This window comes from Butyrivibrio sp. LB2008, from assembly GCF_000621565.1.
Taxonomy (GTDB): Bacteria; Bacillota; Clostridia; order Lachnospirales; family Lachnospiraceae; genus Butyrivibrio.
The window spans coordinates 1-22,921 of the sequence record NZ_KK211307.1 but is presented as its reverse complement, the minus strand read 5'-3'; the positions used below and the strand labels follow the sequence as shown (position 1 = coordinate 22,921).

The window sequence follows — 22,921 nt, the reverse complement described above, 5'->3', positions numbered from 1 at the left end:
ATGACAAACTCCGGTCTGCGTTTGCCAAGAACCCGGAAGCTCTGATTCGTTCAAACCTTCTTCTCCCTGTATCAAACTTCATCCATTATACTGGAAGGTTATTTTTTTGACTGCTAAAACGATTTTATTATTAACGCTCCGTATAGGAACCATATGTAGAAATACCACAAGACAAGAGTAATTGCTGGATAATCTATTCCAGCTATCTTCATTACTATGGCTATCAAAATAATAACCATAGAAAATACATGGAACCATATCATTTTTTCTTTTCTATCCACGATAAGGTGTATGATAGTTGCTGGCATAAAAGAATAATCCATACAAATCACAAGTATTCCCACTATGCCATACCATTTCAAAGTCATTCCTTCATAGAACACACCTGCAATAGCCAGAGTAGTCGCTATAAACACAAATATATCTATGATTTTTGATACCTTACGTAATGTTTCCATAGTCCTTTATATTGCTCCTTAGTAGAAAGATATCCTGGAATATAATTATCGCAACAAACTCCGATTTATTGATTTCATAATTCAATATACCGAAAGAGCCAAATTAAGTATATATGACATCTTAAATGAAATTACAGAAATCCGCACCGGTTGCGGATTTCGTGAGAACATGATACAGGAGGCAAACAGGCCCTTCGGCGAAGCCAACTTCAATGGCCTGTTTGCGAACATCTTGAATCTTTGATTCAAGATTGCAAGTTCTCTGACATACCTGCGTTTCTGCATTCATCACAAATACATATGATCACGCTCTTACCGTAATCAATCTCAATTCCATATTCATCCATCATCTTTTTGGCTGCACTCTTGAACATACTGTTATCAAGATGATAAATTTTCCCGCACACCGAGCACTGGGCGTGCATGTGCTCACAGCATGATTCGTGCTCCTCAGAGTACTGATAGCATGTAGCATTTACATCGGCTTCCTTGTATTTGACAAGCTTGCCTTCCTTGCTAAGCCTCTCAAGATTACGATAAACTGTAGATCTGTCGAGACCGTCGCCATTATCCTTGACCGCGTTAAGGATGTCTCTTGCCGTGAACCTGGTATCCGCATTATCCTTCAGATATTCTATGATAAGATTTCTTGGTTTAGTCTTATATTCGCTCTTCACACTGCTCTCCCGGAAATCATTTCATTGGTCATTGCTATAAAAAAAGCTTTCAGCATATGTTACTGCTTCCCTAGCAATCTCACCCCTGCTGCCCGTTGGCCTGTCTGATCATATCTTCAACAACGATATCATAGATCTCGCCTACAGTATTGCAATACTCAAGAATCTTCCAAGGTTCATTTGTATGAAAATGAATCTTAATAAGATCCTCATCTCCTGCAGCGATCAGGCTGTTTCCTTCAAAGTGCTCCGTAATATAATCAGCAATCTCATCCTCATCAAGATCTTTATCGCGTCTGTCTATCAAAAGCTGTGTATCATAACGATATGCAAACTGATCATCCTCTGCATCTATTGAATTGATTCCCATTTTCTTTTTCCTCCATAATTTCAATTACTTCCTTGATAATACTATATTGTCCGTAACAAAAAAAGTATAACCTGTTGACAAATTTTATCACAGGCGTTATTGTATTACTGTATTAAGTGATTAGTACAATGGTACAAGATATTTTTTCACAGACAGAACATAAGGACAATTTATTACGGAGGACAGGAATATGATCAAGAGACCAAGAAAACCACTTGTAGATGTTCAGATAGAAAAATTCTTTAGAAGCATGGAAAAGCTCGGATTTACAGGCGCTGAGATTGTACAACTGGTTAAGCAATACACAGTAAATAACACAAGCAATATTTTATAAGAAAGGTTTTTCAGATGTTAAAAAAACTTATTGTACAAGATTTTAAAAACACAAAGGCGACAATGACCATGATATGCCTTGTAAATATGCTAATGGGTATTCCGATTGGCATACATGTTAAACATTTTCCCGATGATACAGTAATAGCGTTATTTCATTTAATGGCAATTGCATCACTTAGCATGATAGCAACAATATATATTCTCAAGTACTACTCCAAGAGTTTGTACTCTTCACAGGGGTATCTTTCATTTACTCTTCCAACAACTAAAACAAATGTTGTTGTATCGAAAATGATAGTTACCTGCATATGGATAATACTTTTTATTTTATCAATACTTATCTCATTTATGCTAAGTTATCCGGATGCATTGTTTGACCTTAACCCTGAGCACAACAGAGCCCTTAATCAATTAGCGATGAGTATATATAATTTTTTGGCCTTTTCACTTTATATCATTTCACAGCTTATGGCACTCTTCTTCTGCATAAGCCTTGGTCAGATCTGTAAAAAGCACAAAAAAACATGTGCAACACTGTGCTATATGGTTATAGGCTTCGCTTCGCTGTATATATTTTTCTATAACTTTTCACACAACTATATCTGGCGAGGCGGTAATGATGGATATTGGGAATGGGAAGATGTATTCTGCCTTCCCACTGTGCTCTGCGCGATTGCATTGACAGCATTCTCATGCGCCGCATCAATATTCATTACAAATAAAAAGCTTAATCTTGAATGATTGATTATAGATAAAAAATATTTTTATAGAAAGGAACCGCTCACTATGCCATGGAATCTTAATTCGGACAGACCTATTTTTGTTCAGATTATTGAGCATCTCCAGATTGATATTATTACAGGCGTTTATAAACCGGGCGATAAATTGCCAAGTGTTCGTGACCTTGCTGCTGAAGCAGGCGTTAATCCCAACACAATGCAAAAAGCGCTCAGTGATTTTGAATCGACGGGACTGGTTCACTCAGAAAGGACCAGCGGTCGTTTTATTACAAACGATGATAATTTAATAAAAGAACTTCGAAAGTCACTTGTAGATGTGCAGATCGAAGAATTCTTCAAGAACATGGGAAAACTCGGATTTACCGGGAAAGAGATCATACAGCTGGTTGAACAGCACGTAGAAAAATAATTTTGGAGAAAGAAGGAGAAAAGTATGAGTAATCTTTTAGAAATACAGGGAGTATCAAAAAAATATGACAAAACCCAAGCCCTTAACGATGTAACTCTTAGCATCGCTCCGGGGCACATTATAGGGCTTCTTGGGCCAAACGGAAGCGGAAAAACAACACTTATCAAGATACTTTGCGGACTGTTACAGCCCGATAGCGGAACAGTTCTTATCGACGATAACCCGGTAGGACCAAAGAGTAAAGCAGTCGTATCCTATCTTCCCGACAAGACCTACCTTGATGAAGATATGAAGGTAGAAGCCGTTGTTGCAATGTTCAAATATTTTTATGACGACTTTGATGAAAACAGGGCTAATGAGATGCTCGCAAGCCTCAAGATAGATCCAAAGAGTAAGCTCAAGACTCTTTCAAAAGGAAACAAAGAAAAAGTCCAGCTTATGCTTGTAATGAGCCGCAGGGCTAAGCTCTACATTCTCGACGAGCCTATCGCCGGTGTGGATCCTGCTGCCAGAGATTATATTTTACGTACTATCATAAGTAACTTCGATTCATCTGCTTCCTTGATCATCGCTACTCACCTTATCAGCGACATAGAACCGGTGCTGGATGAAGCCATCTTTTTACAGGACGGTAGTATCAAACTCTTCAAGTCGGTTGATGACATAAGGGCTGAACACGGTAAGTCTGTTGATGAATTATTCAGGGAGGTATACAGATGTTAAAAAAACTAATCGCATATGACTTTAAAAAAACCAGTCCGGCAATGCTTGCAATAATAACACTTTTATTCATACCGGAGATCATAGGCTTAATTACTCACGCCATTATGGAAAAATTATATTATGCCAATTCAGTCGAAGTAGACGCAAATACAATTCAGGTAAACAGTGATAACCTGCCTGATCTTTATTATTCACTGTCTAATATGTCATTTGTATTCTTTTTAATACTTTCGGCTATAGCTACAATTGCAGCAATATATATGATCAAATACTACCACAAGACTTTATACTCGAATCAGGGATATCTTTCATTTACTCTTCCTTCAAGTATCACCGAAGTTGTTTCTTCCAAAATGATAGTTATATTTGCATGGGCTGTTATTTATGTAATTTCAGCGACCACCATCTTCTTTATCGGAGAAACCATTATCACAAGACTTTATGATCCTGTTTTCGAACCGATTACCTTAAGTGCAGTAGCAGAACTTTTAGAAGAACTTTTTCCTCTCCTGTTTTTGCTTTTTCTCGGGCTCTTCTCCCAGCTCATGGCTCTTTTCTTCTGCATGAGTATTGGACACCTGTGCAAAAAACACAAAACCGGGATTACTGCACTTAGCTATACAGGTATTGCTATAGCTTCGCTTATAATCATTTATTACAACACTGCAGTATGCGTAGCTAAACGCGGCACCTGGTGGTGGGACCTTCGCGATCTGTGGTGTCCCGCAAACCTGATCTTCTTATTTATCCTTTTGGTAGGCTGCTATTTTGCAACCATAAAGATCATGAACAAGAAGCTCAATCTCGAGTGATCTTCAGCAGCAATTTTGTTATAGAAAGGTGTAGCTGAATTAACAAGCAAAGGCAGTCGCGCTAGATTGGTGTGGCTGCCTTTCCGTACGCCCGGCCGCAAGGTATATGTCCGGAAATGCGCTGCGTACGTCTGCGATGTAATTTTCGAATATTTAAATCCGAATATATCATCCTCAATCCGAGAAATTATAATCAAGGAGCACTTCCACCACATAGCCGGGGTACATTTCCTCGACGCGCTTTGAAACCTTGGAAAGTACTTCTTTCTTATTCTTTGCCTCTATATCAATAACAAGATCGAATCTGATCTCTTTTGTCTTGTGATTCATGTAAAAGCCGTGAATCTGCAGAGCGTCTTTGTAATCGCCGATGATGCCTTTAATCTTTTTGTGCGCTTCTACAGCGACCTTATCTCCTGTATTTGTTGAATAGACGGATACGCCGCTCATCATGATTCCAGTGTCGGCGAACACTTTCTTGGCGATAATCCTGTCAAGTGCATCGATCTCGACAGCGGAAAGTGTATCGGGAATCTCCACATGCGCGGAGCCTATCAGCTTCTCGGAGCCGTAGTTATGAATAATAAGATCATACACGCCTCTAACTTCCTCAAGCTCATTTATGCTTGTCTTAACGCTCTTTGCAAGTTCGGGCGTAATCCTCTCTCCGAGTGTCATGCTTATCGTATCTCGAAGCGTCTCAAAACCAGTCTTTATGATGACAAAAGAAATTACAACTCCGATATACGCTTCAATACTAAAGCCAGTAGCAATAAATATGATTGCGGCAATGAGCGTTGATGCTGAGATTATTGAATCGTTGAGTGCATCTTTTCCCGATGCGACAAGTGAATCGGAATCAACTTTTTCGCCCATCTTCTTAGTATATAAGCCAAGCGCTATCTTAACGACGATCGCAGCCGAAACGATGACAAGCGCCGGTGCCCCGTAATCAGGCGTCTCCGGATGAATTATCTTCGATAAAGACTCGGTAAACGATGTGATTCCGGCGTACAAAATAATGATGCCGATCACCATTGCCGAAAGATATTCAACTCTTCCGTATCCATAAGGGTGCTTCCTGTCAGGTTCTCTCGCTGAAAGCTTCGCTCCGACTATAGTTATAACCGATGAAAAAGCATCACTTAAATTGTTGACGGCATCCATCGTTATCGCAACCGAATGTGACATAACTCCCACAAATGCCTTAAATACCGAAAGCAAAATATTTGCCGCAATTCCTATAATACTTGTTCTTACAATACTTTTGGTTCTATCCATTTAAGATGCCTCTCATAAAAAATTTTGAAATTATTATCTTCGCAGTTTCACCATCAGATGATAACCACGCAAATTCAGTTTAACACATATTTTGCACATATATTCATCATTTATTCAATATTCCTCACATATGCATATATATACCCAATTCCGCTCTTGAAAAAAAAGCACGTTACCGAGATAATTGTTTCTATGGACATACAAGAACAAATCTCTATCAAAAATGATATACTCTCAATTGACGAAACAGCCGAGATTCTGGGCGTTTCTTCAGCGACTGTAAAAAACTGGATAAAGCTTGATAAAATCCCGGCCGAAAAAAGCGCAAAGACATATCTTCTTAATAAAGAAAAGATCTTGAATCTAAAGGAAAGCCTTGCAGACTCCGATTTCCTTAAGCGAAGAAGAAATAAGAGCACCGCAAACGGCCGTTTTATCCCTAAATCTTACATCAGCAAATCATCCGGAAATTACAATACGATCTCAACGCTCATAAAGAGCCTTGAAGAAAATACCGACATCACAGAGAAAGACTTCCTTTCAATTCTCGCCTATTACGGCAGGTCTTTCCTCGATACTCTTTCACTCGATGAGTCCGGCAAAAAGAAGCTTCTATCGCCTTTACATTATGAAGAGGGCACTTCTTTTTCCCGCATCTTACCTATATTAAAAGAATATCCTCTTATATATACAGAAGGCGAAGACACTTTGGGAATGCTCTACATCTCGCTTCGCTCACTCAAGGAAAAAAAGGCATCGGGCGCATATTACACACCTTTCTTTGTTGTAGATAAATGCGTAGAAAATCTGCATATGGCAAAGAATGAGACAATCTGCGATCCTTCATGCGGAACTGGAAACTTTCTCCTTCGGCTTCCAAAAACCATTTTGCTTAAGAACATATACGGATATGATATAGACGCTACTGCTACCTCCATAGCAAGGATAAATCTCGCAGTAAAATATAGAATAAAAGATAACACCGATCTCGATATTTTATTTAATAACATCAAAGCGGATGATTTCCTGACACCATCTGCAACCGGCGCCGCGACGCCAAACTACGATCATATAATAGGAAACCCACCTTGGGGCTACTCTTACAGCAAGGACGAAATAAGGACTTTGAGCGAATCCTATAAATGTGCGCGCGTATCGGGCAATCCCGAGTCTTTTTCTATTTTTACGGAAAGAGCTCTCAGCCTGTTATCAGAAGGAGGAACCATGTCTTTTGTCCTCCCCGAAACACTGCTGGGCGCCGGTGTACACGAGAATATACGGAGCATAATCGCACAAAATTCGCACATTTCTTCCCTTTATTATATGGGCGAAATATTTGATAACGTGCAGTGCCCCTGCATACTGCTCACACTTAAAGTTCCTAACGTAAACGGACAAAAGACCTCCGTCGCTTTTTACAAAAAAAGCCTTTCTGCAAAAGGTAAGATTGATCCCGCAAACGGAATCTTTCCCGAGAGACTTATCCTAACAAAGGCCTTTGAGACTGAAAATGAGAGCCTTGATACAAGCTCTTTTCACATGTTATCTGACGATACCGAGAAAAAGATACTTAAGAAAATAGAAAGCTGTGAGCACTTCACACTTAAAGGAAACAGCGAATTTGCCTTAGGGATCGTCACAGGAGCCAATAAAACACTGCTGTCTCCCGTTAAGAATCCGGGATTTGAAGAGATAATAAAAGGCTCTGATATTGATAAATATACAATCAAAACGATAACAAACTTCATCAAATACGAGCCCAAAAGGTTCCAGCAGATAGCTCCCGAGAGTATGTACAGGGCAAAAGAAAAGCTGCTTTATAAATTTATATCGGGAACGCCCGTCTTTGCATATGACGATAAGCAGCGCCTTTCACTTAACAGCGCAAATATACTGATTCCCAAGGTTCCGGGCTACAGCGCACTTTATATACTTGCGGTTCTGAATTCACCCGTTATTTCTTTTTACTACTCTCATACCTGCAAAAATATGAAGGTACTAAGGTCTGAGATTGAGAGGCTTCCGATTGCAGCGTGCGATCAGTTAACCGAAAAGAAAATATCGGACCTTGCGAAAAAAATTATCGATAACAATGCTCCGGTACAGTTCATTACTGAGATAGACGGCTTGATTGCAGAGCTTTACGGCCTGACTCTTGACGAACTTGATATAATACTAAAAGTAAGTAAATAAAGGTTTACTTTTACAGTTTAAAGTGCTATAGTAGCTTACGAATATTTATTCACGGAGGATATATTAATGTCATTTGAATACATACAGAAACTTCCCACACCCGATGAAATCAGGGAGGAGTTTCCATTAACAAAAGAACTTGCCGCACTCAAGGCTGAAAGAGACGCGATGATAAGCGATGTCTTCACAGGTAAAAGTGATAAATTCCTTGTTATCGTCGGCCCCTGCTCTGCAGACAATGAGGATGCCGTGTGCGACTATGTTTCACGCCTCGGAAAACTCAATGACAAAGTTAAGGATAAGCTTATCCTTATTCCCAGAATATATACAAACAAGCCTCGTACAACAGGTGAAGGTTATAAAGGAATCACTTCTCAGCCCGATCCTGAGGGAAAGACAGATTTCCGCGCAGGTCTTATTGCCATGAGACATATGCAGATCAAGGCAATTCAGGAATCAGGTCTTACTGCTGCCGATGAGATGCTCTATCCCGAGAACTGGGGATACATCGCTGATATTCTTTCATATGTCGCTATCGGTGCGCGTTCTGTTGAGGATCAGGAACACCGTATGACAGCCAGCGGATTTGATGTTCCCGCCGGAATGAAGAATCCCACAAGCGGAGCTCTCGGAGTAATGCTTAACTCAGTATATGCAGCTCAGCAGTCTCACTCTTTCGTATACAGAGGTTATGAAGTTAAGACAAACGGAAACCCTCTTGCGCACTGCGTACTCAGAGGCTCAAACAATAAGCACGGTCAGTCGATCCCCAACTACCACTATGAGGATCTGAGCCTTCTTTTACAGCTCTATAACTCAAGAAACATCGTTAACCCTGCTGCCATAATTGATGCTAACCACAACAATTCAAACAAGCAGTTCAAGGAACAGATCAGGATTGTTAAAGAGGTTCTTCACTCAAGGAACCACAACAACGATATCAAGAACCTTGTTAAAGGTGTCATGATCGAGAGTTACATCGAGGAAGGTTGCCAGAAGATCGGCGAAGGTATCTACGGTAAGTCAATCACAGATCCTTGCCTTGGATGGACAGACACAGAGCGTCTCCTTCTCGATATTGCTGAGTTAGTCTGATCATATTCAAATAAGAAAAGGTGCAGAGGTTTTTTCATTTCCTCTGCACCTTTCATATTTATGCATTATTTGCACTCTCAGTCCATTTTTGCCATGCGGGCTCTTATATACCCTTCAATTATATCTACCGTCTCATCAATCCCCAGTTTCGAGCTGTTAATTGAGAAATCATACAATCTTGAATCGCCCCATTTACCCTGGCAATGATAATTGTGATAACGCTTTCTCTTTTTATCCTTTTTAAGGATAAATCTTGTCGCGTCATCTTCATCAAGTCCGTAAACATCCATGACACGCTCAATCTTCTTATCCATATCGCCAAGGATAAAGAATGAAATAAGTCCCGGATATTTTTTTAATTTTGTCTCCGAACATCTGCCGACTACAACAAATGACTCTCCGCTCTTTGCCTTTTCTTCCATGACATTAAACTGCATCTCGGCTATATTATCCTCTATCGAGTTGCTGTAACCGTTTACGCGTCTTGAAACGAACACATTCTTCGGAGTCTCGTTATATTTTGCCACTGCCTCAATTGTCATACCCATCTTCTCAGCAATATCTGTAATAAGATGGCGATCGTACAAAGGCAGGTTAAATCTTTCCGACAATTTTTCTGCAATAACTCGTCCGCCACTTCCAAATTCACGTCCTACGGAAATAATGATCTGTGACATAAGCACCCCTCCTGAATATTACTATTATAAGTATATTACAAAAAGATATATTGTTGAAATGATCAAAACTAAAATTGTTGCCGGAGCAAGCTTTTTGCAGTAACGTCCCCATGTCACGGGATATCCGTTCTTAGCCGCAACAGAAGTACCTACAACATTCGCAGAAGCACCGATAGGAGTTGCGCTTCCGCCAATATCTGTACCTATAGCAAGCGCCCAGGCAAGTGTATTTATAGGCATTCCCGAAGCTGCTGCAAGATTCTTGATAACAGGAACCATTGTTGCCGCAAAAGGTATATTGTCAACAAACGCACTTGCAATCGCTGAAACCCAGATAATGATCGCTATCATCATTTTACTGTTACCACCGCTGATCTTTTCGATAAACGAAGCGATTATATCAAGAATCTTTGTTTCTTCCAATCCGCTTACGACAATGAACAGACCTATGAAAAAGACAAGTGTCTTATAATCTACTTTCTTAATGATCTCCCCGGCATCTTTGCCTGATGTCAAAAGTGTGATCGCTCCAATAAACAAACCTATTGATGCAACAGTAAGATGTGTTGAGCCATGCGTTATAAGAAGCACTACAGCGCAGCCAAAAATTATACTGCTCACAATGAAATCCTTCTTGTTGCTGATTGCTTCCGAAGGATCGGGCAATTTGCTCATATCTGTTTTCTCATCACCTTTTGTAACAAGCTCTTTTCTAAATGCAAAATACAAAAAGGTAACAGACACAACAAGGCTTATTCCTGCTATAACACCTGTATTTGTAAGGAAATCAAAAAATGATAATCCAAGAGAAGTACCGATTATGATATTCGGCGGATCTCCGCACATTGTTGCGCTTCCGCCAAGGTTTGCACAAAAAATTTCCGATAATATCATTGGTATTGGATTAAATTTAAGAAGCTGCGCAAGTTCTACAGTCACAGCTGCCAGAAACATGATAACGGTTATACTGTCAATGAACATTGAAAGTACCGCTGCCATTATTGTAAATGTAATAAAGATAGGAATAGTCTTACATTTAACCAGAAATGCAATCTTCATGCAGAGCCAACGGAAAAATCCCGCTTTAGCCATTCCTTCAACCATCAGCATCATTCCTGCGATAAAGAGAATTGTTGCCCAGTTGATTCCCGAACTCTCTGATTCTTCTATCTGATACCAGAAATCACGGGTAAAAAAGTCCTTAAAGGCGAGTGTATTCAGAATAGCCTTGATGTCCCCCATACAAATTCCAAAGACAACGACAAGCGTAAGAATACCACTTCCCAGTGTTACATAATGCCTCTCAATCTTGTCCATAACGATCATAACGAACATTCCGACAAAAATGATAACGGCAAAAATCTGTGCTGCAAACAAAGTATGTCCTCCCAAAAAACTTAATATGTCAGGCAAGCTTTCCCCTTATATAGGTAAAACGCCTGCCTGCCAAAAATAATCCTTCAAAAGGATACCACCTGTGAAATCAATACACAATACTTTATTGTTAAAAATATCACATTAGCACAATTTTATTAGATTTGACGTATTAAATTTGGACATTTATTGTTGTTTATATATAGAAAAGAGGACTTGCATAACACAAGCCCCCTTTAATATCTATTTTTTAACACATTATCTGATTCTTGCCCATTCATACGGATCTTTAGGCATATTTTCTTTATTTACATATTTCGACAAGGTATTACTCGGCGAAAAGCCCATCATATCCTGAATGGCCGTGATTTCCGCACCATTCTTAACAAGATGCGCCGCAAAAGAATGTCTTAATGAATGCGGCGAAATATCGCTGCTCACGCCTGCTCTCTGGGCATAGAACTTAACAAGCTTCCACACACCCTGGCGGCTAAGCGGCTTACCGTCGCAGTTAAGAAAGACATAGCCTTTGTCTTCTCTTTTTCCAAGTAATGCCTTTCTGGCCTCAAGAAGATAAGACGTCACAGCGCTTCTTGTCATCTTTCCATACGGAATGACACGATTTCCTTCCTCTGATCTCAATTTCGGAAGAATGATACAACCAAGTCCCATGTCAATATCACTGAGCTTAAGCCCGATAATCTCTGACACTTTCAGCCCTGTAGAATAAAGCATCTCAAGAATAGCCTTGTCTCTCACTCCTTTGGGACTATCGCTGAATTCCTGATTCAAAAGATCCATAGTCTCTGTGTCCGAAAGAATTCTCGGAATCTTTTTGGACGCAGGGACAGAAGGACTTTTTATAATCTCCGCAGGGTTGTCTGATACATTACCGTTCTCAACAAGATAAGTAAAAAAATTCTTGATCGTGGTATTATATCTGACTATAGTCGAGACAGCCATCTTCTTTTCCTTAAGAAAAGTCTGGTACTCAGAGATCATATCCTCTGTAACTTCCGCAATATTATGTACTCCCCGTTCTTCAAGGAAACGAACAAAAATAAGAGCATCATGTTTGTAAGAACTAACCGTGTTTTCAGAATAATCTTTGACGCTTTTAAGATACTCGATAAATGCGTCAACAAGACATTCCATTTCAGATTTTACCATCTACCAACTCACCTAATCTGCTGTACACATCAAGGCAGTCAAGTGTTGCATAATAATCCATAGGAGTCTCAGCTCTTCGGATAAGTTCAACACTACCGTCCTCTCTGAGAAGCAATTCCGCACTTTTTAGTTTACCGTTATAGTTGTAACCCATTGCATAGCCGTGGGCACCTGTATCATGAATATAGATATAATCTCCCATATCGATCTTGGGAAGTTTTCTGTCAATTGCAAATTTATCATTGTTCTCACAAAGTGAACCTGTCACGTCATAAACGTGGTCACAAGGCTCATTCTCTTTTCCGAGAACAGTGATGTGATGATATGAGCCATACATAGCGGGACGCATAAGGTTTACCGCGCAGGCATCTACACCGATGTACTCCTTGTAGATGTGTTTCTCATGGATTGCCTTAGTTACAAGCGCTCCGTAAGGTCCCATCATGAATCTTCCCATCTCTGTAAAGATTGCTACATCATCCATTCCTTCAGGAACAAAGATCTTATCGTACTGCGCCTTAACGCCCTTACCGATCTCATAAATATCATTTGGTTCCATATCAGGTGTATAAGGAATTCCAACGCCGCCTGAAAGGTTGATAAATGCTATCTTTGCACCTGTAGCCTTCTGAACCTCAACAGCAAGTTCAAAGAGCTGGCCTGCAAGCTGAGGATAATATTCATTGGTAACAGTATTGCTTGCAAGGAATGCATGTATTCCAAAGCGCTTTGCGCCTTTGCTCTTAAGTATCTTAAATGCTTCGATGAGCTGATCCTTGGTCATTCCGTACTTGGAATCTCCCGGGTTATCCATGATTCCGTTACTCATCTTGAACACTCCGCCAGGATTAAATCTGCATGAGATTGTCTCAGGTATCTTACCGAGTGTCTTCTCAAGGAATGCCACATGAGTGAAATCATCGAGATTGATTATCGCTCCAAGCTTATCTGCAAGCACAAACTCCTCAGCGGGCGTATCGTTTGAAGAGAACATGATCTCACTTCCCTCTGCTCCAACCGCTTTACTTAAAATAAGCTCCGTCTTGGAGGAACAATCAAATCCGCAACCGTTCTTTCTGAGTATGTCAAGAAGCACAGGATTCGGATTGGCCTTTACCGCAAAATACTCCTTAAATCCCTTATTCCATGAAAAGGCGTCATAAACTGCTTTTACATTATTTACAAATCCTTTTTCATCATAGATATGAAAAGGTGTAGGATACTTCTTTACTATATCTTCAACCTGTTCTTTTGTTACAAATGCTTTCTTCATTACTTCCTCCATAAAAATATTTAGCTATTTTCATTTATATAAACTGTGACCCTGTTCTGGATTATGTCTGCCACTTCCTCTGCTGTCTTTTGGCCACAGTAAAATGCCGAAGCTTCTTCAGCAATTATATTGATAATTTCATTATCCATACAATCCAATGAATTTATTGAAACTGTATAATCATAAAACTTGCTCACTTCCTCTTGAGATAATGGTTTCATTTTCACCATTACATGATTTATCTGATCCCATAGCTGAGCGCTCTCATCGTCATCGCTTTTTTCCTTTGTAGCTTCCTGCAGCTCTTCTTCAAATTTTTGTTTTACAGTGGAAAATCCACTATTAGAATCATCTTTGTCCGATAATATAAGATTTTTTACAAACTCAAGTACAATATCCTTATGAGCTGTGTTGCTGTTTACAGCATATAATTCGCCGTATATAGACGCAATATTTTCTCTGCTGTTATTTGGATAGCCTACAAGCTCGATGTCGTCATTAAATACAAGCTGCTTAAGTCTTGCATATTCATTGAGATTTGAAAAAAGTTCTCTATAGTAGAGTCCTTTATCCTCGGCATAGCTCTTATCTATTTCTGCAAGATTGCTGTTTCCGCTTGCTTTATCCGGAAACTTATTTATAAAGTTCAAAAACTCAATAAACTCAGGATTTTTAAAATCACACTTTTTCTCATTCCAATCAATACACTTATCTGCATAATGCGGCATAAGTAAATTGCCATAAGATTTATCATGATTGGAGCCAAAAGCTGTTTCGTAATCAGTACCGTTGCTCTTTATGAGATCATCAAGCTCTTTATATGTAAGTGATCCCTTTCCCTTGGCAAATTTTGCTCTGACAACACATGTTGCGACTTTAAAAGACGGCATAAATGTATATATTTTACCATCATATTTCATCATCTCGGCGATATTTGGAAGAAGTTCTATTCCCTCCAAAGCACCGCCTTTATCAAATTCAGGTGTAAGATCAAGAAAAATTCCCTTATCAACGTACTTTCTTACGTTTCCGTCAATATTTATAATATCCGGCGCTTTTCCGGATATTATATCCATATCCAGTTGCTTTCTTGCTTCTTCCTGATCACCGTCCGGATATAACTTAGAATAATCGATTACTTCTATTTCATACTTGTCATTGGATCTGTTAAACTCCATTACTTCGCTTTGAACTTCCGGCTCAAGCCAAATGGTTCCCAAAGTAATTGTAGTCTTATTCAAAACTTCATCGGGATTTTCTTTGGTAAATCTCATAAGAGAAGTATCATCACCGGAGCCTAACGGTAAATCTATAATAAAATCTGTATCACTCAGTGCAACAGCTTGGAACTTGTTTCCTTCCACATACTCTGTTGCCGAATCAATATTTGAAGCCCTAAAATCAAGCAGTTTATTCTTTTCTCCGGAATCAGGATCGTATTTGTAGACTCCATCAGTCCATAAAGCATATAAATTACCCTCTTTATCTGTAAAAAAAGAATACTGCAATGTATCACTTATACCACTAAGCGCTTTGTCAGCCGCCTTATTCTCAAGATCGATAATTACATTGGATTCACCGTTTCCTTCATGGTATATCATCAGGATCCGATCACCCGATAACATCATAAATGAATAAATAATACCGTAATCGCCATAATCACCAATAACTTTTTTATCAACAAGCATTCCAAAGCCGTTTTTATCATCATATGTCTGAATTCCGTTTGGAGTGCAAGATACAAGGCCGTATTTCTCACTCCACGCCAAACCGCTTATTTCAGGATTTTCACTAAATTCTTCAGAAACATCCGTTTTAAAAAGCTCTTTTCCATTAGGATCAAGCTTACCGAGAAAAACTTTATCTTCTCCTGAAGACTTATCCACACATTGAATATACGCATTTCCTTCTCCGTCAAACGCACAGGCTGCTATGTTACAACCTGTATCAAAAGACTGAAGCTGCGTACCGTCAGGATTGAATGAAATGCATCTGCCGTTTCCGTCTTTGGAATTGGCAGCAAGCATAATCTTTCCATTTACATAATCGGCAAAAACAATATCTTCGCCTTCAGCAATAATACCTTCAAAGTCTTTCTGTTTAAAAACACGTTCCTTATCAACCTTTCCGCCTTCGGAAACAGCGCTGCCTCCAACGGAAGAACTGTTCTTATTTCCGCATCCTAAAAAAGATGTTACACCTAAAGCAAAAACGATGATGCAACATGCAATTCGTTTTAATTCCCTATTTCTCATTATATCTCACTAAAAATGTCTGCTTTACAAATTAATAATTATACGTGTGTGAATTCATTTACCACTTTAACATGGTAGCGCATAAAAATGCAAGAAAAAACTTATAACGGAAAACCGACTTTTTATTATATATCTTCGATTTGCCAGTCAATCGGCTCCAAGCCGTTCTGCTTTAAGAACTCGTTTGCTCTGCTGAAATGCTTGCACCCAAAGAAGCCTCTGTATGCTGAAAGCGGGCTCGGATGAGGTGCTTCCAGTATCAGATGCTTAGGATTATTTAGCATGCTCTTTTTCATCTGGGCAGGTCTTCCCCATAGCATGTACACTACAGGTCTGTCCTGTTCGTTTACTTTTCTGATAATCGCATCGGTAAACTCTTCCCACCCTCTTCCTTTATGAGAGTTAGCGGCATGGGCTCTTACAGTCAAAACGGTGTTGAGCAAGAGTACGCCCTGATCCGCCCATTTTTTCAGATAGCCGTTATTGGGAATCTTGCAACCAAGATCGTCATTTAATTCTTTATAAATATTCACAAGAGACGGCGGAGGATCTGCCTTACCGGGAAGCACCGAGAAAGAAAGTCCATGAGCCTGTCCGGGCTCATGATACGGATCCTGCCCAAGGACAAGAACTTTGACTTTCTCAAGCGGTGTCAAATGAAGTGCGTTGAAAATATCCTCAGAATCGGGATATATAACATGAGTACTGTATTCTTCTTTTACAAACTCAAAGAGTTTTTTGTAATAATCTTTATGAAATTCGTCGCTCAATGCCGGCAACCAGTCATTTGAGATCATTGCCATTGTAGTCACAACCTTCTTTCTTTTATAGCCTTACTGAAACGCCTTTGCTCCTTAAATACTTCTTTACATCACATATCTCAAGTTCCTTGTAATGAAAAAGAGAAGCCGCAAGAGCCGCATCTGCCTGGCCTGTTGTAAGTGCATCATAGAAGTGCTCCATTGTTCCCGCTCCGCCTGAAGCAATTACAGGAACATCGACAGCTTCGGATATCTGCCTTGTAAGCTCTATGTCATAACCTGCCTTGGTTCCGTCGGCGTCCATACTTGTAAGAAGTATCTCACCCGCTCCAAGCTCAGTTACTTTTTTTGCCCATTCTACGGCATCAATTCCCACATCGATTCTTCCGCCGTGCTTATAGATATTCCAGCCTAAGCCGTCTTCTCTCTTTTTGGCATCAATCGCAACAACAACGCACTGGCTTCCGAATTTGTCTGCCGCTTCAGCGACAAGCTCCGGCCTGTCAATTGCTGCTGAATTCATCGAAACCTTGTCGGCGCCTTCTCTAAGGATTGCCTTGACATCGTCAACTGTTCTGATCCCGCCACCAACAGTAAAGGGAATGAATACTTTTTTGGCAACTTCCCTGACCATGTCAGCAACAGTTGCTCTTCTTTCATTTGACGCGGTTATATCAAGGAAAACAAGTTCATCCGCACCTGCCTTGGAATATGCTTCTCCGACGGTAACAGGATCACCTGCATCCTTCAAATTTACGAAATTGATTCCTTTTACAACCCTGCCGTTATTTACGTCAAGACAGGGAATAATTCTCTTTGTATGCATACCTGCTCCCTCCTTATACCGCCAAAAAGTTCTTAAGTATCTGCATTCCTACCTCAGAGCTCTTTTCAGGGTGGAACTGGCAGGCAAATACATTGTCTTTTTCTACGGAAGCTTCTATGCGAACCGAATAATCGGTTGTAGCGGTGACGATATTCTTATCTTCTGCCTGAAGATAATATGAGTGAACAAAATAAACATAAGATTCGTCATCAAGTCCCTTAAAGAGCTTGCCCTCTCTTGGGAATGAAAGGTTATTCCATCCTATATGAGGCACTTTGTAATATGTTCCTTCTTTATCCGTATTGGGAATCCTTACGATTTTTCCACGCAAAATGCCCAGGCCGCTGACTCCCTCCGATTCCTCACTTGAATCGAACAAGAGCTGCAGTCCCAGGCATATTCCCATAAACGGAATGTTTTTATTTATCACCTCTTTGATAGGCGCTTCCATTCCGTATTCCTCTATTTTTTTCATTGCATCGGAAAAAGCTCCGACACCGGGAAGAACAACATGATCTGCTCTGTATATTTCTTTCGGATCTCTGGTGATGACAGTATCGGCGCCCAAATACTCAAAAGCCTTTTCAACGCTCTTTATGTTACCGGCATCATAATCAATTATTGCTACCATCAGGCATCAAACCCCTTTCAAAACTTTCGATGCCTTCGGTTACAATATGCAGATCATTCTTCAAACATCCCTAAAACTTCCATGATTCTGATAGTATAATCTCTGTCTTTCTTTATGGAATTGATCTCATTGATATCTTCCTCGGAAAGACCATAGTTCTCTGAAAGCAACGATTCTATACTATCGTACACGCTCCTCACTTGAATTTCAACATTAAACTTCGTTGCTTCATCGAGCAGGTTCTGCTTATTTCTTTCAGACATAAGAAGCATATCAAGAGCCTCTACTTCTTTATTCATGGCTTTATAATTCTCATATCCCTTCATATACCTGTCTACCCATGCGAGCACTCTTGCTCTCTCATACATTGTATTTTGCTCGGATGTGAGAGTCTTTCCATGAAGAAGTTTGTATGTCTTTGCATAATCGTTGTGTGAATAAGCTGTCTTTGCTCTCTCTGTTGCAATTCTTACAGGAAGAATAAGTGCCGGAATACAAACAAGTATTCCTAGACTTGCCGCAAATAATCCGGAAATAATGACTTTTCTGGGCGCTATGGCCTTTTCCGGAACTCCCGGATCCTTAGGCGGCTTAGGCTTCTTTTCCTTCTTCTCTTTCGGAGGCTTCTCCTTCTTAGGTTTCTTCTCCTTTGGAGGTTTCTTGGCCTTTTCTTTTTTCTTCTTTTCTTTCTTGGGTTTCTTCTTAACTTCGACTTCTCCAAGCTCTGAAAGAACCTGCTGATTTTCATCTGTAAGTCCCGCAAGTCCCTCTGTTCCGATATTTTCAAAATCTTCGTCCTCTTCGGTAAGAGCACGAAAAAGTCTCTGGAAGAAACCTTCTTTATGCTTTTTATGTTTTCCGTGAGACTTCGAATCTCCGGTATCTACTTCCTCATTTTCATCCATGGGAGGAAGCGCGGAAATCGCATCAAGTGCAACATCCGTTCCAAGATCGTCAAATCCGCTTTCCGTAAGAGCATCAAGAATATCTTCTTTTTGAAGCTCCTCTTCCTGCGGTCCAAGCTCTTTATCAAGATGAGCCGTATCTTCCAGTGACTCAACCTCATCATTTGCAAGGCTGTTCATAAGAGCGTCAAGATCAGGGATAGATACATCCTCTGAATCCTGCATGATCTCTTCTGTAGATATTTCCTGAGGTTCATCGCCAAGAATCTTGGCTACTTCTCCCTCAGTCGTCTCATATGTCTCATCTATTCCGCCCAAAAGCTCATCAAGATTTGCTTCCAGGTCATTAAGATTTATATCATCTTCAGAAATCTCATCCAGGCTTACAGGTGCGTGATGCTCATCATCTTCTTCGATAAAACCAAGCTCTGTTGCGGTAACATTGAGCTCTTCTGTATCAGAAGGAGCTTCTGCTTCGGGTACGGCAGGCGCTTCGCCGGCATCCTCTATGCCACCTTCTTCTGCTTCTGCAGCATTTTCTTCCGGTTCAGGATTTTCTTCTGTTTCGGGACTTTCTTCTGTTGCAGGCTCTGCCATGTTTAAAAGACTTTCCAGCTCAGAAAGGCTGTCTTCTTCAACTGTACCGTTTACTTCAGGCATATCGGAAACTTCTTCGCCGCCGGGTTCCTGCAAAGAAATATCATCATTCGCTACAGATTCTTCCCGGACATCCTCACTTTCAGGCTGCGCTTCCTGCGGCTCATCGATTGACATATTATCAAGGCTCTGCAAGTCCAGACCGTTATCATCATTCTGAGCGGCTTCTTCCTCTGCGCTCCTCTCCCTGTCAATGATATCGCTAAGGCTGCTCTCATGTCCCTCCTGGGAATCCATGAGATTTCCACCCGGCATATCATCCAAAAGGTCAGTAAGAATCTCTTCAGGCGTCTGATCCGCATCAGATTCCTTTTCAGTGATCAGACTGTTTTCCTCGGGAAGATCGACTTCAGGAGCCATCTCTGCAAGAGCATCCACTATTTCCGAATCATCTATTATCGGGAGCGGTTCCGGAATATCCGGAATCACAAGCTCTTCCTGCGGTGCCTCTTCGCTCTCTTTCCCGCCTCTTTGTATATCTGCATCGGTCTTCTCTGCATCAATCTTCTCTGCATCGGCAATAGCTTCATCCAAAGCAATCTCCTCAGCATCACGAACATCCTCTCCCGAAGGTTCGTTTCCAACTGTAAAAGAAGGAATACCTGCATCAGAAGGCTTTTGTATATCGTCGAGAAGACTCGCAAGCGCATCATCGATAAGTTCGTCCTTATCGGCTTTATCCATCAATTCCCCGATTTCCCTGATGCCTTCATTACCCGTCGAATTATCTATAAGCGCATCAAGATTCTCTGATTCGGTTTCAAGAATCTCACCGGAGTTTACATTGTTTGATTTCGAAGACATTCTGCTAAGTGCCGATTGAGGATTATTATTTGTTTTTGCCGAATTTAGCAAGCTGTCGAGATATTCCTCATCACTAGACTTCATAGCCCATTACTCTCCTGAATAATATAATTAACTGAATTCATTTTTACTGAATCTGTTTTATCCTCTATCTCAGGGATATGTTGATATAATCGCTCATGAACCCTTATAAGACGAGCCTTTTTATTTATAAATGTCACTTTCTCAAAAGGCCACCTGACAACCGTGGGATACTCAAGTCCAACTCCAAGTTCCAAAACAAGCAGATTGGAATTCAAAGTTCTTGTAAGATACTTCTTGTAAATATCCCAATTTCCGAGGTAAAAACTCTCATTGTATTTAATATCACTGTATTCCTGTCTTTTCTGATTAAGATATAGCTCTTTTCCGTTCACAACAGGTTTGGAAAAAGACATATCTTCTGAAAGTAAAACCTCACCTGATTCAACTATTTCATGAACTTTTTTTACCAGAGAAAAAAACTCTTCGCATTTTTCCGCGCTACAAAGCTCACCGTCTCCTTGCGCATCCTGCAAAAACATGTAATTTCCGCAAGGGTATACACTTTTTTCCGGATCAAATCCATAAAAAAGCGCATCCTGTAAACAAAGATCACTTACAAGAAAATACTTCTTGTCTCCGATAAGCTTCCTGAGCCCTTTATATGCATTCTCAATTCGTTCGTCGGAATTATAATATGCATATTCATATTCAATCACAGGTAAAAACCACCTGTTCCCTTCCAGGCTTGAATATTTAATAAGCTCTTTATATCTATCGTCATTTTTGAGCCCATTCTTGACCCAATTCCATTCATTTCCTATTCCAATTATGATCAAATCTGATTTTTCAATCTGATCGGCAAGCTTGCATGTCATGTAAAAAAAGCACCCCTATAATTTCGTATAAGATGAAAACACTCCCTTTATTGAGACAGTCACTGAAAACTTGTTTCATAACTGAGCCAACAAAGGGAGTTAAAGTCAGTCCGTATCAGCGTGCATTCGGTGCATTTACAAGTTCATCGATAACAGCAACCAGGTTGCCAATCTCAGGCTTTGAAAGCTGCCTGTCCGCACCTAAAGATTCACCTTTTCTTCTCATCTCTTCATTAACCAATGACGAGAAAATAATAAGAGGAATTTTCTTAGTAGCATCATCGCTCTTAATGAGCTTTGTAAGTCTGTGTCCATCCATTATAGGCATCTCAATATCTGTAATGATGCACTTAATATCATCAAGTGTTCCTTTTTCCTTGCAGGACTTAATATAATCGTAAGCAAGTTTACCGTTCTCAAAATGTATTACGTTGTTATATCCCGCTTTGTTAAGAGAATCTACGATAAGTCTGTTAAGAAGCTGGGAATCTTCAGCAAGAACGATGGGTACTTCGTTTCTCGGTCTTGTTCCGATTTCCTCAAGAGCATCCATATTAAGACCGGTATTAGGATTGATATCAGCAACTATCTTCTCAAAATCAAGAATAATAATAAGCTGATTTTCAAACTTAATGATACCTGTGGAGATACTCTCCTCAGTCTTAGAAATTGTAGCGTTAGGCTTAATGATGTCAGCCCAAGACACTCTGTGAATTCCAACTACAGCATCAACGTGGAAGGCGATATCGAGTTTGTTAAAGTTTGTAATGATGAATAATCCTCCGGGCTGTGAAGCACCACGCTGCAAACAGTTCCTCAGATCAATTGCCGTTATCATAGTATCACGCGGCATAAATATTCCTTCAATACTCGGATGAGCATTAGGTACCGGTGTTACCTCCTGATAGACAATTATCTCCTTGATCTTAGCCACATTAATTCCATAGCAATGATCATCAATCTTGAACTCAAGGACCTCAAGTTCGTTAGTTCCGTTTTCAAGCAGGATTTTTGATTCCATTCTCTCACCTCACGTGTAAATATAATAGATTAGGATTTTTCCATAAAAAACCAATCAAAAAATCGATAAATATCTCATAGATATATCTCTAAATAGTATAGCATAGTTTTCTGAAAATAAATACAAAAAAACTAAAAAGGCGGGCAGTTGACCATCTTTTTAGTTTTCATTAATATCTTTTTTATACTTTATGCAATTTGTTTTAAAAATTAAAAAAAGATTTGTACTTTCAAAACCGAACACTGAATTATCTCTTCCAGATTCTTCTATACCACTTTATGGATAAGCCCTCGACCTATTAGTACACATCAGCTGAACATGTTACCATGCTTACACCTTGTGCCTATCAAACCTCGTACTCTACAAGGGGTCTTACTGCCGAAGCAGGGATATCTCATCTTGAGGAGGGCTTCACGCTTAGATGCCTTCAGCGTTTATCCCGTCCGGACGTGGCTACCCAGCCTTATGCATCTGGCGATGCAGCTGATACACCAGCGGTCCGTCCATCCCGGTCCTCTCGTACTAAGGACAGCTCCTCTCAGATATCCTACGCCCGCGCCGGATAGGGACCGAA

At 40.1% G+C, this 22,921-nt stretch carries 22 protein-coding genes and 1 rRNA gene; 7 read left to right on the top strand and 16 right to left on the bottom strand.

Going from position 1 to position 22,921, the window contains the following annotated elements:
- Nucleotides 1–113: 113 nt before the first annotated feature.
- From T356_RS0114780 to T356_RS0114770, 3 genes are all read right to left on the bottom strand, one after another.
- Complete coding sequence (locus tag T356_RS0114780; RefSeq protein WP_026515155.1) at nt 114–458, bottom strand: hypothetical protein; 345 nt, start codon at nt 456–458, stop codon at nt 114–116.
- 245 nt (nt 459–703) lie between these two features.
- Nucleotides 704–1,135, bottom strand: a complete 432-nt coding sequence (locus T356_RS19655) for a Fur family transcriptional regulator (RefSeq protein WP_051563469.1) — start codon at nt 1,133–1,135, stop codon at nt 704–706.
- 79 nt (nt 1,136–1,214) lie between these two features.
- Nucleotides 1,215–1,505 (bottom strand): hypothetical protein, encoded by a 291-nt coding sequence (locus tag T356_RS0114770; protein WP_026515154.1) that lies wholly within the window; start codon nt 1,503–1,505, stop codon nt 1,215–1,217.
- A 190-nt stretch (nt 1,506–1,695) separates the two neighbouring features.
- On the opposite strand from T356_RS0114770, the gene T356_RS21180 reads away from it, so the two are divergent.
- Genes T356_RS21180 through T356_RS0114745 form a run of 5 tightly spaced genes read left to right on the top strand, consistent with a single transcriptional unit; the run spans nt 1,696 to nt 4,525 of the window.
- Complete coding sequence (locus T356_RS21180) at nt 1,696–1,839, top strand: hypothetical protein (RefSeq protein WP_155839053.1); 144 nt, start codon at nt 1,696–1,698, stop codon at nt 1,837–1,839.
- 14 nt (nt 1,840–1,853) lie between these two features.
- A complete protein-coding gene (locus tag T356_RS0114760; protein WP_026515153.1) occupies nt 1,854–2,582 on the top strand; it encodes an ABC-2 transporter permease in 729 nt (242 codons plus the stop codon).
- 45 nt (nt 2,583–2,627) lie between these two features.
- Nucleotides 2,628–2,990 (top strand): GntR family transcriptional regulator, encoded by a 363-nt coding sequence (locus tag T356_RS0114755; protein WP_026515152.1) that lies wholly within the window; start codon nt 2,628–2,630, stop codon nt 2,988–2,990.
- A gap of 24 nt (nt 2,991–3,014) precedes the next feature.
- Nucleotides 3,015–3,713: an ABC transporter ATP-binding protein gene (locus tag T356_RS0114750; RefSeq protein ID WP_026515151.1), complete on the top strand. Its 699-nt coding sequence runs from the start codon at nt 3,015–3,017 to the stop codon at nt 3,711–3,713.
- Entirely contained in the window at nt 3,707–4,525 is an 819-nt protein-coding gene (locus tag T356_RS0114745; RefSeq protein ID WP_026515150.1) for a hypothetical protein, read from the top strand. Before T356_RS0114750 ends, T356_RS0114745 begins: the two co-directional genes overlap by 7 nt.
- A 174-nt stretch (nt 4,526–4,699) precedes the next feature.
- Here T356_RS0114745 and T356_RS0114740 read toward each other — a convergent pair whose 3' ends face one another.
- Nucleotides 4,700–5,806: a cation diffusion facilitator family transporter gene (locus T356_RS0114740; RefSeq protein WP_026515149.1), complete on the bottom strand. Its 1,107-nt coding sequence runs from the start codon at nt 5,804–5,806 to the stop codon at nt 4,700–4,702.
- A 192-nt stretch (nt 5,807–5,998) separates the two neighbouring features.
- Between T356_RS0114740 and T356_RS19650 the strand changes: the two genes are divergently transcribed.
- Both T356_RS19650 and T356_RS0114730 read left to right on the top strand, forming a co-directional pair.
- Nucleotides 5,999–7,999 carry a TaqI-like C-terminal specificity domain-containing protein gene (locus tag T356_RS19650; RefSeq protein ID WP_197020926.1) on the top strand — a complete coding sequence of 667 codons (2,001 nt, stop codon included), beginning with the start codon at nt 5,999–6,001 and terminating at the stop codon, nt 7,997–7,999.
- Between the two features lie 66 nt (nt 8,000–8,065).
- On the top strand, nt 8,066–9,094 hold the full coding sequence (locus T356_RS0114730) for a 3-deoxy-7-phosphoheptulonate synthase (protein ID WP_026515148.1): 1,029 nt from the start codon (nt 8,066–8,068) through the stop codon (nt 9,092–9,094).
- A gap of 77 nt (nt 9,095–9,171) precedes the next feature.
- Here T356_RS0114730 and T356_RS0114725 read toward each other — a convergent pair whose 3' ends face one another.
- The 12 genes from T356_RS0114725 to T356_RS0114670 form a co-directional block, all read right to left on the bottom strand.
- Entirely contained in the window at nt 9,172–9,771 is a 600-nt protein-coding gene (locus T356_RS0114725) for a cytidylate kinase-like family protein (protein WP_026515147.1), read from the bottom strand.
- A gap of 24 nt (nt 9,772–9,795) precedes the next feature.
- On the bottom strand, nt 9,796–11,148 hold the full coding sequence (locus T356_RS0114720; protein ID WP_026515146.1) for an SLC13 family permease: 1,353 nt from the start codon (nt 11,146–11,148) through the stop codon (nt 9,796–9,798).
- Nucleotides 11,149–11,403: 255 nt separating this feature from the next.
- Nucleotides 11,404–12,315 carry a tyrosine-type recombinase/integrase gene (locus T356_RS0114715; RefSeq protein WP_051563467.1) on the bottom strand — a complete coding sequence of 304 codons (912 nt, stop codon included), beginning with the start codon at nt 12,313–12,315 and terminating at the stop codon, nt 11,404–11,406.
- Entirely contained in the window at nt 12,302–13,588 is a 1,287-nt protein-coding gene (locus tag T356_RS0114710) for a diaminopimelate decarboxylase (protein WP_026515144.1), read from the bottom strand. Before T356_RS0114710 ends, T356_RS0114715 begins: the two co-directional genes overlap by 14 nt.
- Nucleotides 13,589–13,608: 20 nt before the next feature.
- The gene (locus T356_RS0114705; RefSeq protein WP_026515143.1) at nt 13,609–15,843 is read right to left on the bottom strand and encodes an ABC transporter substrate-binding protein; all 2,235 of its coding nucleotides are present in this window, start codon (nt 15,841–15,843) and stop codon (nt 13,609–13,611) included.
- Between the two features lie 125 nt (nt 15,844–15,968).
- A complete protein-coding gene (locus tag T356_RS0114700; RefSeq protein WP_026515142.1) occupies nt 15,969–16,646 on the bottom strand; it encodes a uracil-DNA glycosylase in 678 nt (225 codons plus the stop codon).
- A 22-nt stretch (nt 16,647–16,668) separates the two neighbouring features.
- Nucleotides 16,669–17,430, bottom strand: a complete 762-nt coding sequence (gene hisF / locus T356_RS0114695; protein WP_026515141.1) for an imidazole glycerol phosphate synthase subunit HisF — start codon at nt 17,428–17,430, stop codon at nt 16,669–16,671.
- 13 nt (nt 17,431–17,443) lie between these two features.
- Nucleotides 17,444–18,061, bottom strand: a complete 618-nt coding sequence (gene hisH / locus T356_RS0114690; protein WP_026515140.1) for an imidazole glycerol phosphate synthase subunit HisH — start codon at nt 18,059–18,061, stop codon at nt 17,444–17,446.
- 53 nt (nt 18,062–18,114) lie between these two features.
- Complete coding sequence (locus T356_RS0114685; protein ID WP_026515139.1) at nt 18,115–20,511, bottom strand: hypothetical protein; 2,397 nt, start codon at nt 20,509–20,511, stop codon at nt 18,115–18,117.
- Nucleotides 20,508–21,326 (bottom strand): hypothetical protein, encoded by an 819-nt coding sequence (locus T356_RS20565; RefSeq protein ID WP_026515138.1) that lies wholly within the window; start codon nt 21,324–21,326, stop codon nt 20,508–20,510. The genes T356_RS0114685 and T356_RS20565 overlap by 4 nt, the downstream gene beginning before the upstream one ends.
- Nucleotides 21,327–21,441: 115 nt before the next feature.
- Complete coding sequence (locus T356_RS0114675) at nt 21,442–22,347, bottom strand: chemotaxis protein (RefSeq protein ID WP_026515137.1); 906 nt, start codon at nt 22,345–22,347, stop codon at nt 21,442–21,444.
- A 278-nt stretch (nt 22,348–22,625) separates the two neighbouring features.
- Nucleotides 22,626–22,921, bottom strand: a 23S ribosomal RNA gene (locus tag T356_RS0114670); the annotation flags it as partial.